Annotated in this window: 10 protein-coding genes, 6 tRNA genes and 2 rRNA genes; all 18 read right to left on the bottom strand. The window is 38.7% G+C overall.

From position 1 onward, the window contains the following. Nucleotides 1-435: 435 nt before the first annotated feature. On the bottom strand, nucleotides 436-2,238 hold the full coding sequence (glmS, locus tag AC1DFT_RS20160) for a glutamine--fructose-6-phosphate transaminase (isomerizing) (RefSeq protein WP_478161352.1): 1,803 nt from the start codon (nucleotides 2,236-2,238) through the stop codon (nucleotides 436-438). 412 nt (nucleotides 2,239-2,650) lie between these two features. Beyond that, nucleotides 2,651-4,252, bottom strand: coding sequence for a gamma-glutamyltransferase family protein (locus AC1DFT_RS20155; protein ID WP_478161350.1), 1,602 nt, complete (start codon nucleotides 4,250-4,252; stop codon nucleotides 2,651-2,653). Nucleotides 4,253-4,893: 641 nt separating this feature from the next. Then, nucleotides 4,894-5,409, bottom strand: a complete 516-nt coding sequence (locus AC1DFT_RS20150; protein WP_478161348.1) for a type 1 glutamine amidotransferase domain-containing protein — start codon at nucleotides 5,407-5,409, stop codon at nucleotides 4,894-4,896. Nucleotides 5,410-5,669: 260 nt separating this feature from the next. After that, nucleotides 5,670-7,022 (bottom strand): phosphoglucosamine mutase, encoded by a 1,353-nt coding sequence (gene glmM, locus AC1DFT_RS20145; RefSeq protein WP_478161346.1) that lies wholly within the window; start codon nucleotides 7,020-7,022, stop codon nucleotides 5,670-5,672. 37 nt (nucleotides 7,023-7,059) lie between these two features. Further along, nucleotides 7,060-8,325 (bottom strand): CdaR family protein, encoded by a 1,266-nt coding sequence (locus AC1DFT_RS20140; RefSeq protein ID WP_478161344.1) that lies wholly within the window; start codon nucleotides 8,323-8,325, stop codon nucleotides 7,060-7,062. After that, nucleotides 8,318-9,157, bottom strand: a complete 840-nt coding sequence (gene cdaA, locus AC1DFT_RS20135) for a diadenylate cyclase CdaA (RefSeq protein WP_478161342.1) — start codon at nucleotides 9,155-9,157, stop codon at nucleotides 8,318-8,320. The genes AC1DFT_RS20140 and cdaA overlap by 8 nt, the downstream gene beginning before the upstream one ends. 115 nt (nucleotides 9,158-9,272) lie before the next feature. Further along, nucleotides 9,273-9,902, bottom strand: a complete 630-nt coding sequence (locus AC1DFT_RS20130) for a zf-HC2 domain-containing protein (RefSeq protein ID WP_478161340.1) — start codon at nucleotides 9,900-9,902, stop codon at nucleotides 9,273-9,275. A gap of 12 nt (nucleotides 9,903-9,914) precedes the next feature. Then, complete coding sequence (gene sigW / locus AC1DFT_RS20125) at nucleotides 9,915-10,490, bottom strand: RNA polymerase sigma factor SigW (RefSeq protein ID WP_402822590.1); 576 nt, start codon at nucleotides 10,488-10,490, stop codon at nucleotides 9,915-9,917. 163 nt (nucleotides 10,491-10,653) lie between these two features. After that, nucleotides 10,654-11,559: an arginase gene (gene rocF / locus AC1DFT_RS20120; protein WP_478161338.1), complete on the bottom strand. Its 906-nt coding sequence runs from the start codon at nucleotides 11,557-11,559 to the stop codon at nucleotides 10,654-10,656. A 65-nt stretch (nucleotides 11,560-11,624) separates the two neighbouring features. Further along, the gene (locus AC1DFT_RS20115; protein ID WP_478161336.1) at nucleotides 11,625-12,215 is read right to left on the bottom strand and encodes a GNAT family N-acetyltransferase; all 591 of its coding nucleotides are present in this window, start codon (nucleotides 12,213-12,215) and stop codon (nucleotides 11,625-11,627) included. A 178-nt stretch (nucleotides 12,216-12,393) separates the two neighbouring features. Then, a tRNA-Ala gene (locus tag AC1DFT_RS20110) sits at nucleotides 12,394-12,466 on the bottom strand. 25 nt (nucleotides 12,467-12,491) lie between these two features. Then, nucleotides 12,492-12,566 (bottom strand) — tRNA-Gln (locus AC1DFT_RS20105). Between the two features lie 6 nt (nucleotides 12,567-12,572). Continuing rightward, nucleotides 12,573-12,656 (bottom strand) — tRNA-Tyr (locus AC1DFT_RS20100). Nucleotides 12,657-12,677: 21 nt separating this feature from the next. Next, a tRNA-Val gene (locus AC1DFT_RS20095) sits at nucleotides 12,678-12,753 on the bottom strand. 123 nt (nucleotides 12,754-12,876) lie between these two features. Beyond that, nucleotides 12,877-12,949, bottom strand: a tRNA-Thr gene (locus AC1DFT_RS20090). Between the two features lie 13 nt (nucleotides 12,950-12,962). Then, nucleotides 12,963-13,037: transfer RNA gene (locus AC1DFT_RS20085), tRNA-Asn, on the bottom strand. A 785-nt stretch (nucleotides 13,038-13,822) separates the two neighbouring features. Next, nucleotides 13,823-13,938, bottom strand: a 5S ribosomal RNA gene (gene rrf / locus AC1DFT_RS20080). 58 nt (nucleotides 13,939-13,996) lie between these two features. Further along, a 23S ribosomal RNA gene (locus AC1DFT_RS20075) occupies nucleotides 13,997-14,139 on the bottom strand; the annotation flags it as partial.

Raw genomic sequence — 14,139 nt, 5'->3', positions numbered from 1 at the left:
CTGCTGTTTTGTAATTTTCAAGTACGTCTTGAACTTTGAAAAAACCCTTCGTCATTAATTTCATCTCCTTTACTAATTTAGAATTCTAAGAATGTTACTATAGATTAATTCTATACCCATACATTTTTTCCTTCTTAAACTAACCTGCCCCGTTAGTTTAAGTGAAACTCTTCACAATCTATAGCTATTTTAACATAAGTATCCAACAAAAAAATCACCTCTCAGTTATACTAGAGAGGTGATTTTATCAATCTTTTATAAATATCAGTAACCTACTTTAATGTTAAGTTACCAACTTTAATGTAACTGGACAATATGACGGTATTAGTTATAACTCACAATCAGGAACAATCTTTTTTTTAAAGTAACAATCTTTTTTTAAAAGTAACGATCTTTTTTTCGACACAACAATTATTCATATATTACAATTTCCACTTATTCCACCGTAACCGATTTAGCCAAATTCCTCGGTTTATCAACATCACAGTCTCTATGCAATGCTGCATAATAACTAATCAGCTGTAGAGGTACTACCGCCACAAGCGGAGAGAATAGCTCATGTACTTTTGGAAGTACGAAGCGATCTCCTTCTTCTTCAAAGCCTTCCATTGCAATAATGCATGGGTTTGCACCACGTGCTACAACCTCTTTTACGTTTCCGCGAATATTAAGGCTCACCGCTTGTTGGGTTGCTAGAGCGAAAATTGGTGTTCCGTCTTCGATTAGAGCGATTGTGCCGTGTTTTAGTTCCCCACCAGCAAATCCTTCTGCTTGAATATAGGAAATTTCCTTTAGTTTTAAAGCGCCTTCCAAACTTACATAGAAGTCAACGTTTCGACCGATGAAGAATGCATTTCTAGTTGTTGCTAAAAATTCTGTCGCAATTTCTTCCATTTCTTCTTTAGAATCGACGATTGCTTGCACGGCATTTGCAGCAATACCAAGTTCTTTCACTACGTCAAAATCTAATGCCTTGTCTTGAGATTGTGCGTATACGGCAGCTGTTACCATTAACACTGCTACTTGTGCAACGTATGCTTTGGTAGAGGCAACGGCGATTTCAGGTCCTGCGTGTAGTAACAGTGTATGATCTGCTTCACGAGAAAGGGTCGATCCCGGTACGTTTGTCATTGTAATCGTTGGGTACCCTTTTTCTTTTATTTTCACTAGCACTTGTCTGCTATCCGCTGTTTCGCCTGATTGCGTGATGAATAAAAACAATGGCTTCTCTGATAAAAGAGGCATATTGTAGCCGAACTCACTAGAGATATGCACTTCTACTGGAATACCTGCGATTTTTTCAAAATATTGTTTTCCGATTAGACCAGCGTGATAGCTTGTTCCTGCAGCAATAATGTATAGACGATCTGCATCATGAAGTGCTTCTATTATAGCTGGGTCAATCATTAGATCATCTTGTTCATTTTGATACGCTTGAATAATTTTACGGATAACAGTTGGCTGTTCATCCATTTCCTTTAGCATATAGTGAGGATATGTTCCTTTTTCGATATCGCTCATGTCTAGCTCCGCTTTATAAGCTGGACGCTCAACAATTGAACCATCTAGTTTTTGGATTTCGACTGAGTCTTTATGGACGATCACTATTTCTTGGTCGTGAAGCTCTACGTACTGCTCCGTTACTTGTAGCATTGCCATTGCGTCAGATGCCACTACATTAAATCCTTCTCCAAGCCCCACAAGCAGTGGTGATTTGTTTTTTGCTACATAAATTGTTTCTGCATCTTCTTTATCTAGAAGTGCAAGTGCATATGACCCGTGGATTAGATGCAATGTTTTTCTAAGTGCATCTATTGTCGATAAGCCGTCTTGTGAAAATTTTTCGATCAACTGCACAATCACTTCTGTGTCTGTATCAGAAGCCATTTCTACATTGGCTAAATACGCTTTTTTCATTAGGTGATAGTTTTCAATGACGCCATTATGCACAAGCGTAAAACGTTTTGTTGTGCTTTGATGAGGGTGCGCATTTAGTTGGTTTGGGACACCATGTGTTGCCCAGCGAGTATGCCCGATACCAAGTCTTGCATCTACGTCTTCATCGACTACATCACGTAAATCAGCAATTCGACCTTTTTCTTTGAATACGACCACACCTTCGTCATTGAGTACAGCAATTCCCGCAGAGTCGTATCCACGGTACTCTAATTTTTCTAATCCTTTTAATAATATTTCCTTTACGTCTGCTTCTCCAATATATCCTACAATTCCACACATATTATTATTTCCTCCGTTTACATTCATGTCAAAACAAGCCCCTCGTTTTATGAGATGCTCATTAAGCTAAGAATGCCTTCTTTTCCCCTCTGTCATACAATCACTCGTATGGTTTCTGAAAAAGAATAACAACCGGGCAAATACGGTCGGGAGGCATCCGCCGAATTTTCGATAACCTCCACCTCGTCTGCTGAAGATACATTTCGTCCGATTTCTTCAGCTCTGGCGCTATAATTGTTTTCCTCATTTTTACGCGTTTACCTTTTCTCCTTTTCTACGCGGTTACTTTTCAATTTACATTTAAAGTAACTTTTTCATTATATACGTTCATTATATGCACGTCAATTCAGTAGGTTAGAGGTTAATAGACTCATAAGAACGAAAGCGCAAAGAGCCCCTATTAGAGGCTCTACTACCAAACTGCAATTGTGCCATCTGTTCGTGACTCTGTACCACCTTGGAGAACCCCTGTCTCTGGGTTTCTCCAAATAATTTGACCACGTCCAAAATTCCCTGAGTCTGTTACTTGAATTTGATGTCCTTTTCTTTCTAAGCTTTGCGCTAGATAACTCGGGAATTCCGGCTCGACATGAACAGTTTTCCCTTTTATCCATTGCCAACGCGGCATATCCAGTGTTGCTTGCGGACTCAATAAATAATCTACTGTGTTTGTCACGACTTGGAGATGACCTTGGGGCTGCATATACCCACCCATCACACCAAATGGTCCAATTGCTTTTTCGTCCTTCGTTAAAAATCCTGGAATAATCGTATGGAATGTTCTTTTACCAGGTTTCAAAACATTTGGATGCGCTTCATCTAATGAAAAATCACATCCTCTATTTTGTAAGGCGATTCCTGTATTAGGAATGACAATTCCAGAACCGAAACCCGCGTAATTACTTTGAATGTAAGAAACCATATTTCCTTCTTCATCGGCTGTTGCTAAATATACGGTTCCTCCTTTTGGCAAATCATACGGTTGTGGATTACTTGCCGCTTCTTCAATAGTCGCAGCTCGAGATTTAGCATATTCCTCTGATAATAAGTGTTCTACGCTAATAGGCATGGCACCCGAATCTGTTATAAATGCTTTACCGTCTGTAAATGCTAATTTCATCGATTCGATTTGTTGATGGAATGTATTTGCATTTTGCCATATCGGGACTTGAAGATTTTTGTATATATTTAGTGCCATTAAAGCTATCATTCCTTGACTATTCGGCGGGATTTCCCAGACATCAAAGCCTCGATAATTGACAGAGATAGGTTCTACCCACTCTGGTTTGTATGTAGATAAGTCACTTTTTGATAAATATCCCCCATACTTCTTCATAAAAGCATCGATTTGATTTGCTATTTTTCCTTCATAAAAATCACGGGCCTTCGTTTCCCCAATTGCCAGCAGTGTTTGTGCATGACCTGGCGAAGACCACATTTCGCCTATTTCAGGTGCTCTTCCATTTGGTGCAAAGGTTTCAAACCATGCACCAAATTCTTCGGTTGTAAAAGAATCTTTTAGTTTTATATAGGCTAGTTTCCAATACTTTCCGAGGATTGGTGTTAAGGGGTAGCCTTCTTCTGCATAACGAATGGCAGGTAACAGTACTTCTTTAAGTGAGAGTTTGCCAAAACGTTCTGATAGTTCAGCCCATGCTGCGGGAACACCAGGGACAGTTACCGGTATAACGCCATGGACAGGTATTTTATCATATCCTTGTTCTTTTAGTTTTTGTGCGGAAATAGATTGTGGCGCAGGACCTGAAGCATTCAACCCGTGCAGCTTATCTTTCGTCCAAACTAAAGCAAATGCATCCCCACCTATGCCATTAGAAGTAGGTTCCACAACTGTAAGGGCTGCGGCTGTTGCAATTGCTGCGTCAATTGCATTTCCTCCCTGTTTTAAGATGTCCAACCCAGCTTGTGCCGCCAGTGGCTGCGATGTTGCGACCATTCCTTTCTTTGCAAAAACAGTATGTCTTTTAGCAGAAAACGGGTGATATAAATAATCCATGATGATTTCCCCTCATTGTAATTATTTCATTCTCTTTATAGAATAACAGATATTCACTACAATATTCTGACTTTATGAAATACGAAAAGAACACCTACCAATGATAAGGGGTTCCGTTACCTATCGCAAAACGTCAATTTGCACAGGAAAATGCTAACCAAAATGTAGGATAATTTGTAAGGCTAGTATGAGAATTCATAGGCGGAGAAATTCCGACTAACTACTCAAAATAAGACAAAATCCAAAGATTTGGTTAAATAAACGGAAAAACTCTCCTTATTTTTAAGGAAATATAGGTATTTCCCAATTTAGCCGGAATTTATCCGTCTATTTTTCATATACAGAGAGATCAATATAAAGTTTAACTTAGCCTAATCATATATTTTTTGTATATCAATTTGTAAGTAAGAATATAGTATATTTTGCTGTGGTACACTGGCTATTGTACCCCCACATTTTCATATACAAATTGCACTACAAGTTCTACCAAAATAATTATCAAAATCCTTTTATATCAACAAAAATAGACCTTCAAATTATCATACAATTTGAAGGTCTATTTAGCATTACATTTTTAATGTTTACGATAGTTAACGGAACCCCTTATGCCAATTAAGGTGTTCTTTTCATATTGTATTCTTTTATTTTTCCAGTAATTTTACAATCTCTCTATTAAAAGCCGGCAAGTCATCTGGTGTTCTGCTTGTGACGAGTTGATTGGCACAAACGAATACTTCTTCATCGTGGTATGTTGCCCCTGCATTTTCTAAATCTACTTTAATCGACTTATAACCTGTAGCATCTCGGCCTTCTAATGTTTTGGCAGTAATTAGAAGTTGCGGCCCATGGCAGATTGCAAATACTGGTTTCTTTGCATCCATAAACGCTTTTGCAAAAGCGACAAATCGATCGTCCGCTCGTAAAATGTCTGGTGAAAATCCTCCCGGAATGAATAATGCATCAAAGTCTTCTGGTTTTACATCGTCAATACCATAGTCTACTGTAATTTTTGTTTCGCCTTGTTTACCCGTTACTTCATTTCCAGCTTCTTTTTCAATCGTAAATACCTCATGTCCGGCATCATTTAATGCTTGGGCTGGACTTGTGTATTCTACGTCCTCAAACATATTGGTGATTACTGTTGCTACTTTAGCCATTTCCTCACTCCTTATTTGCTTGTTCTCTCTTACTATTCCACTTAATTAACTTAGTAAACATATAAACGGTTAGATTAAACTTTTTAAATCTGGTGTAATATGTCTAAAAGCAACTAACAATATAGTCTAAACAACAAATTAACTGCAAGGGCATCCAGTTGTCAGATGAAAGCAACCAACTGCATAGTGAGAGCAGCTAAGACCCAACTTTCGTTTCTGAATCAAAAAAATCCAGCACAAGGCTGGATTTTCTTTGTTTCTTATTCTGCTAAGCCCATTTCAGCTTTTACTACTTCTACGATTCGGTTTACATAGTTTTCGCAGTCTGCTTCTGTAGCTGCTTCTACCATGACACGTACAAGTGGTTCTGTGCCGGAAGGTCTTACTAGAACACGACCATTGCCGGCCATTTCTGCTTCGACTGTTTGAATGACTGCTGCTACTTTTGCATTTTCAGTCACTGCATGCTTGTCTGTTACGCGTACATTGACTAATTTTTGAGGAAAGATTGTCATTTCGGATGCAAGTTCTGAAAGTTTTTTCCCTGTTACTTTCATAATATTGACTAGTTGTAGTCCCGATAATAGCCCGTCACCCGTTGTATTGAAATCTAGGAAGACTATATGCCCTGACTGCTCACCACCAAGGTTGTAGCCGTTCTTTTTCATTTCTTCCACTACATAGCGATCTCCAACTGCCGTTTTCACACTTGCCATACCATGTGTTTCTAATGCTTTATAGAAGCCCATATTACTCATCACAGTGGAGACGACTGTGCTTTTATTTAAACGACCATGTGCATTTAAGTATTTGGCACATATATACATGATTTGGTCACCATCTACAATTTGCCCCTTTTCATCGACAGCAATTAGGCGATCCCCATCACCATCAAAAGCGAGCCCAACGTCTGCTCCTTTTTCTAGAACAAATTTGGCTAACTCCTCTGGATGAGTGGAACCTACGCCTTCATTGATATTCAATCCGTTTGGGGATACTCCCATTGTAGACAAATCTGCATCTAAGTCCGCAAATACATGTGTCCCAAGGGAAGAAGTTGCACCATTTGCACAATCTAATGCTACATGAATACCTACAAATTCTTCGTCTATTGTTTGTTTCAAGTATTGAATATATTTTTGTCCGCCTTCGAAATAATCGGATACAGATCCGACTCCTGCTCCAGTTGGACGTGGAATGTCATCTACTTCTGCATCAAGTAATTGTTCTATTTCCTCTTCCTGTTCATCCGAAAGCTTGAAACCATCTGGTCCGAAAAACTTTATCCCGTTATCTGCCACAGGATTATGGGAAGCAGAAATCATCACTCCTGCGTTCGCACTCATTACTCTCGTTAAATAAGCAACACCTGGTGTACTAATGACTCCTAAACGCATTACTTCCACCCCAACGGAAAGAAGCCCAGCAACAAGTGCTCCCTCTAACATATGACCAGATATACGAGTATCGCGGCCGATTAACACTTTTGCTCGTTCCTTAGAATCTTTCGTTAGAATATATCCTCCAACGCGACCTAATTTAAAAGCAAGTTCTGGTGTTAACTCTGAATTCGCTACTCCTCGAACACCATCTGTACCAAAATATTTTCCCATTTCTTCTTCTCTCCTTAAAAAACCTGTTGTTCTACGTTCAAGCTTCTTTTATCGTTAGTTTTGCCTCTACTGCTGACGTTGCCCATTCTATATTAGATGGACCGTCTACCTGAATAGGAAGGGTAACTTCCCCGACCTCTACACTCTCGGCATCTACGTAAACGGAAATATTGTTTAGTTGAACATTTTCCAAAGCCTCGGGTGTTCCTTTTGCTACGACAGAAACGATTCCATCTGCAGGTGTTTCAAAATTACTTGCGAGCTCCGAAGGCAACCCCTTCACTGCAACCGTAACTTTTTCAAATGATTTCTCTTCCACTGTTGAAACAGTTTCTGCTTGCTCTTCTTCTGTATCAGGAGGTGGAGCTGGCGTGACATCTGCTGTTATTTTGATCTTATCGAGCGATAAGCTGGTCACACCGTCTGGTATTGCTAACTTCAAGTCAAAGCTACTTGTATCTTCTAGTTTACTCACGTCTACATCAACTTGTAACTGCCCTATTTTATCTAATACTGTTCGTGGGCCATATAGTCTAATATTTTTGACTTCGGTTGATAGTCCGTTAACTGTTACCCCTTCTTTAGGCACACCTTTTGGAACTAGAACTATCGGGACTTCCTTGCTATACTCTTCTACTTTTACTTTTACTTGCGTCGTTTTTGGTTCAACCGTTACATCTAATTTATTTAAATCGGAGTCAAGCACCCGTATGCTTGCTTCTTGTTCAAAGGATTTATTTATTCCTTCATCTCTAACAATTGTAGCTTTTACATAGCCTATGCTATCTATAATACTTTTTGCTCCTGTAACGACTACTTTTTTCGGTTCCATTTCATAGGATTTGACGATATAATTTTCCGCTAACAAGCTTTCATTCATATCTAAATCCACATTAAATTCTTGGGAAACCCTTTCTTCTATCACCACATCTACATTAACAGGATCAATCCGCACTTTTAATTTATCCGAAAAATTTTCGGTTAAAAATTCTACTGTATGTTTGCCAAACGTTACCTTTCGTAGATCAATAAATACTTTATAATCCTTCATCACTTTCGTGGAAAATACTTGTTGTGATGGTCCTTCTATATTCACCGTAACAGTTTCTGGAACCCCTGTTACAACGGAATTCTCATCGTCATAATATACCTCTACAGGCACATCCCGAAGAACTTCCACTGACGTGCTAGTTGTATTCATATTATTTTTATCCATATCCGATTTCACAGAAACGAATAGTAGAATGGCAAGTACTAAAGCAATTATTCGTAAAAACCATGGATTGCCCATCATTTTATCCATTCTGTTTCCCCCTCCACAACCATTTAGAAGAAGTTACTTGTTCCACTGTTGGTCCAAACCAAAGACGCTTCAAGTGATTTTCAAACTCTTCCATGGATAAATTTCGATGGAGATCTCCATTAGATGTTAAACTGACCGCACCCGTTTCTTCTGATACAACAATGGTAATTGCATCCGTTACTTCACTTAAACCAATTGCTGCACGGTGTCGAGTACCAAGTTCTTTGGAAATGAAAGGACTTTCAGATAATGGCAAATAACAAGCAGCTGAAACAATTTTATTTTTTTGTACAATTACTGCTCCATCATGTAAAGGCGTATTCGGTATAAAGATATTAATCATTAACTCTGAAGTAAGATGCGCATTTAACTGAATACCGGTTTCAATGTATTCTGTTAAACCCGTTTCTCTTTCAATGGAAATTAATGCTCCAATTCGACGTTTGGCCATATAGCTTACAGACTTTTTCATAGCCTCTATTAAACGATGTTTCTCTTCTTCTTCTTGCATCGATGAACTTCTTGCGAAGAGCTTACCCCTACCTATTTGTTCGAGTGCTCTTCTTATTTCAGGTTGGAATATAACGATAATGGCGAAAAATCCAATACTAATTACATTTTCAAGCAACCAACCAAGCGTATCCATACCCAAAAAGTCAGTCACTACTCGAGCAATTATAATAACGAATATCCCTTTTAATAATTGAACAGCTTTCGTTCCTTTTATTAAAGTGATTAATTTATATATAACAAACCATACAACTAAAACATCTAAAATGTTTACAATAACGCTTACTGGCATTAAACTGGTAAACTGCTCCATAAACGACATGTGGCATCCCCCACTTTTCATTACAAACCCATTTAAGGTAAGTATAACATAGTTGCCCAATTCTCTACATTTTGGGGCTAAAAAAGTCTATCCAATTTACTGGATAGACCTCCCATTATTTTGTCTCTTCTTTTTCAAAAAAAGACACTACTTCTTTCGCACCATCTTTTATATGAAACCAAAGCCAATCAAATACTTCGTTAATCTCTTCCGTTTTTCCAGTAATGACAGCTGTTGAAGCCATGTACTTGGAACCGTTAATGACGGTTAAATTGCCATCCAGTTCGCCATCAATACGAACATCACCGTTTCGCACAACTAAATCCCCTTTTACGACTTGTCCTTCAGGGATAATAACCGTTTCACCTTCGACTACAACATTTTCTTGCTTTGTAAAAGAGAACTGCTTCTCTTCGTTGAAATTACTAAATAATGCACTACTCATAAATAAAAAGAATAAAGCTGCTGCAGTGAGAATTGGATGACGCCGCAACCATCTACTTACACCAGCATGTGATTTTTCTTTTGGAAGTCTAGCCATAACGTTTTGACTAAAATTAGTTGGCGCCTCCACACGAGCTGCTCCTTTTACAAAAGCAACCACGTCGCTTAACTCATGCATATGAGCCTGACAATCTACGCATGACTGCAAATGAGATTTTAACTCAAGCTCATGTTCACGGCTGATTTCACCATCTAGATATTCATGCATATAGTGAACAATTCGCTCTGGACACGCATTCATCGTGATTCCCTCCTATAAAAAATTAGGCTGCCTGCTTAACTGTTTTCTAAGTAGCTCTCGGCCTCTATGAATTCTTGTTTTTACTGTTCCAAGTGGTAATTCTAATATCTCACTGATTTCTTGTAAAGATAATTCTTCCATATATTTTAAAACAATTGCCGATCGGTATTTATCCGGAAGACGACTGATTTCATATTGTATTCGATCTTGTAGTTCAAGCTTCATGAGTTCTTCTTCTGGTAATTCATCCGCCGCTGCGATTTGAGAGTACATATCGAGCCCTTCTGTGCCCTTAACTTCCGCATCTAAGTAATAATCCGGCTTTTTTTTCCTTATACGATCTATACATAAATTCGTTGCAATGCGGTATAGCCAAGTTGAAAATTTTCGTTTTTGATCAAACGTGTGTATGTTGATAAAGGCTCGCACAAATGCTTCTTGCGCAATATCTTCCGCTTCATGACGATTTCCCAACATTCGAAAGCATACTTGAAATAATCTATGCTGATACAGGTCGACAATCTCCGCGAATGCGTCTTTATCGCCTTTTAACACTTGTTTTATTCGTTTATTTACTAACGCATCCATCGTGATTTCCCCTCCGCCTCATGCGGCTGTCTTACCTATACGTATGAAGGTAGCAACAGGTTTCATTTTTTTCTTTATATTTATTTTACCAAATATTCCATGCATTATGTTGATAATAAAAAAAGAAAAGCAGACAATTTGCCTGCTTCTTAATCCATTCGTATTATATTAGACTTTCACCGAACAGCGAGCCCATCAATCCAACTGCAACATCAGCTGTCTTATTCTTTTCATCCAGTATCGGATTTACTTCCACAAATTCAGCCGATGTGATTAAATTAGACGAATAGAGCATTTCCATCGCTAAGTGGCTTTCACGATAACTAATGCCACCAGGAACGGGTGTACCAACCCCTGGTGTATAAAGTGGGTCTAAACCGTCTAAATCAAGCGATAAATGGACACCATCTACGTTACGTTCTTGGAAATAGGCAACTGTTTGATTCATTACTTCTGTCATTCCGTGCTTATCGATTTCGTGCATAGAAAAGACTTTAATGCCTTTTTCTTTAATTAAGGCACGTTCACCTGGATCTACAGAACGTGCACCTATAATGACTACGTTTTCAGGCTTAATCTTCGGAGCATAAGCGCGTATATTCACTAAATCTTCATGACCTAAGCCAAGGCTCGCTGCTAATGGCATCCCGTGAATATTCCCGGAAGGTGAAGTTTCCGCTGTATTCAAATCTGCATGCGCATCGTACCAAATAACCCCTAAGTTTTCATAGCGATCGGCAAGACCTGCAAGTGTTCCGATTGCAATACTATGATCTCCACCAAGTACTAAAGGATACCTTCCTTCAGAAAGCACTTCATGTACTTTGTTTGCTAGATTTGTATTTCCTTCTATGACATCTTCCAAATTACGCAAATGTGTATTTGGAGATTGTTCTTTACGTGTGTGGCTAATCGCAATATCTCCCTCGTCTTTCACCGTGTGACCAAGAGCGTTAAGACGTTCCACAACGCCAGCATAACGAATAGCACTAGGTCCCATATCAACTCCGCGTCTATTTTGACCAAGATCCATAGGTACTCCTATTATTGAGATATTTAACTTATTCATGATTTTATACCCCCTTCATACGTCTATTGTAAATCCTAAAGGGGAATTGGCTCAACTCAGCAACTTTATGAATATTTATTCATTAACTGAACGAGGTGCCTTTTCACTTCCGGCCATTCACTCTCAATGATTGAGTAAACAACCGCATTTCTTACCGTACCATTCGAACGAATTCGTTCATTACGAAGAACTCCTTCTTTTATACCACCTATTCGTTCAATCGCTCGTTGTGAATTCACATTCAACTCATCCGTTTTAAACTGGACACGAATCATCCCCAAATGTTCAAAGCAGTGTTTTAAGAGCAAGTATTTACATGTGGTATTCACATGTGTTCGCTGAAACTGTTTACCATAAAAAGTGGAACCAATTTCACAAGCATGATTCGTATAATCCATTCCGTAAATACGAGTCGTCCCCATTATCTTATGCGTATCGGTATTTTCTATAACAAATGAAAGTGCAGTTTGTTCTATATCCATTTGATAAATTCCGACTTGTAGCCAACTATTAAGTTGTTCTTTGTTTTCAACCTTATTCAACATAAATTCAAATATTTGGGGATCATACAGCTCCCATAAAAACGGAATATCATTTTCTTTCAATGGTCGTAATGTCACATCTCCATATACGATTGTTTCAGCCAAACTCAACACCTCACTTTTTATTTCATCATAATAGATTGAAGGGCATATTGAAAAGTTTTTTATCTTAGAAACTATGAAAATAATTAATCGTAAAATTCTCGAGAAGATAGAAGAAGGATCACACCTTTACGAACAAAAAAACCTCTCCAATTGATAAGGAAAGGTTTTCTTTAGAATATATAAATTATGGAGCCTAGCGGGATCGAACCGCTGACCTCCTGCGTGCAAGGCAGGCGCTCTCCCAGCTGAGCTAAGGCCCCGTTAAATTTGAATGTTAAAAGTTTGTGGCTGGGGTACCTGGATTCGAACCAGGGCATGACGGAATCAAAATCCGTTGCCTTACCGCTTGGCTATACCCCAATAAACTGGTGGAGGGGGACGGATTCGAACCGCCGAACCCTAAGGAGCGGATTTACAGTCCGCCGCGTTTAGCCACTTCGCTACCCCTCCAAAGCTAAGTATGAAAATTTATGGTGGAGGATGACGGGCTCGAACCGCCGACCCTCTGCTTGTAAGGCAGATGCTCTCCCAGCTGAGCTAATCCTCCTGGGTTATAAATCACGATTATAAGTGTACTTGGGCAAGAATCGGACAAGAACAATAATAACACATTTTTTGTTATTGGGCAAGTAGTTGTCTAGTTTTTTTTACATTTATTATTCAAAATGTAAGCTTCCAAGCGGGTTCGAACCGCTGACCTCTTCCTTACCATGGAAGCACTCTACCTGCTGAGCTATGGAAGCACAGACAAAAAAATGGCTCCGAAGGTAGGACTCGAACCTACGACCGATCGGTTAACAGCCGATTGCTCTACCACTGAGCTACTTCGGAACAATGCATCTAATTAAAGTACAAATATAATTATAACAATTATATTTTATATTTCAAGTCTTATTCTACATATTTTTAAAAGATTATAACCCTAATCATTCTTAAGTTATTTTTAATGCTACGGAATGAGATAAATAAAATTTTAAGACTCTAAGATCATTATGTGAAGGACTTTCAAACTAGAAAGCTACTAGATTAGCAAAGGAAAGATGTTGCTTTTCTATAATGCCGACATTCCGATTAGAAAGCTATCTATAGACTTGTAATAGATTACACTTGGCTACTATTAAACTTACTCTTATAGTGGCTTAAAATCTATTATTTGGATAAGAGTATAGGTTATTTGCACTCTTACTATTTACTTGCTTATGTAAGGATATACTTGTTGTTCTAATTAATTTACTTGCACTTTATCACTTTTATTTATAATCAGGAAGATTATCCTTTCTAAAGAACAAAAGCGCTATTTCTATTAGGCGACTACAGTGAAAATCAATGGAAGTTGTTTACTTATCAGCGGCTAATTTTAACAATAAACGGTTGTGCGAGACATTATCCACTGCGAACGCGACAAACTAGCCTTCGAACACGACAAGCCTGTCTAGCAGGTGCTAGAGCTGGCGAGTTCTACGACACATTATCCCTATATTACGTACAATTTAAAGAATGCCATACCTTATGTTACTTGAAAAAAATTATCTACATATCTTCTAAATATTTATAGTTTTCAAAAGCATAACAAAAAAAATCGTTATCGATTACTCGATAACGACCTCTTTTTTGGTGCCCAGCGACGTCCTACTCTCACAGGGGGAAACCCCCAACTACCATCGGCGCAAAAGAGCTTAACTTCCGTGTTCGGTATGGGAACGGGTGTGACCTCTTTGCCATCATCACTAGAMGATGAGTGCTTGTTCACTCAAAACTGGATAAACGACATTTACTACAATACATACATTTTGGTTAAGTCCTCGATCGATTAGTATTCGTCAGCTGCACGTGTCGCCACGCTTCCACCCCGAACCTATCTACCTCATCGTCTTTGAGGGATCTTACTTACTTGCGTAATGGGAAATCTCATCTTGAGGGGGGCTTCGTGCTT

It is taken from the genome of Psychrobacillus sp. 05T411 (assembly GCF_056396485.1).
Note: the sequence above shows the minus strand (reverse complement) of the source record. Positions and strands in the feature narration are given on the sequence as shown.

Coding starts and splice junctions, on each gene's coding strand:
- glmS (WP_478161352.1), bottom strand. CDS start 2,238: ATGTGTGGAATTGTAGGATATATTGGAGAAGCAGACGTAAAGGAAATA.
- AC1DFT_RS20155 (WP_478161350.1), bottom strand. CDS start 4,252: ATGGATTATTTATATCACCCGTTTTCTGCTAAAAGACATACTGTTTTT.
- AC1DFT_RS20150 (WP_478161348.1), bottom strand. CDS start 5,409: ATGGCTAAAGTAGCAACAGTAATCACCAATATGTTTGAGGACGTAGAA.
- glmM (WP_478161346.1), bottom strand. CDS start 7,022: ATGGGAAAATATTTTGGTACAGATGGTGTTCGAGGAGTAGCGAATTCA.
- AC1DFT_RS20140 (WP_478161344.1), bottom strand. CDS start 8,325: ATGGATAAAATGATGGGCAATCCATGGTTTTTACGAATAATTGCTTTA.
- cdaA (WP_478161342.1), bottom strand. CDS start 9,157: ATGTCGTTTATGGAGCAGTTTACCAGTTTAATGCCAGTAAGCGTTATT.
- AC1DFT_RS20130 (WP_478161340.1), bottom strand. CDS start 9,902: ATGAATGCGTGTCCAGAGCGAATTGTTCACTATATGCATGAATATCTA.
- sigW (WP_402822590.1), bottom strand. CDS start 10,490: ATGGATGCGTTAGTAAATAAACGAATAAAACAAGTGTTAAAAGGCGAT.
- rocF (WP_478161338.1), bottom strand. CDS start 11,559: ATGAATAAGTTAAATATCTCAATAATAGGAGTACCTATGGATCTTGGT.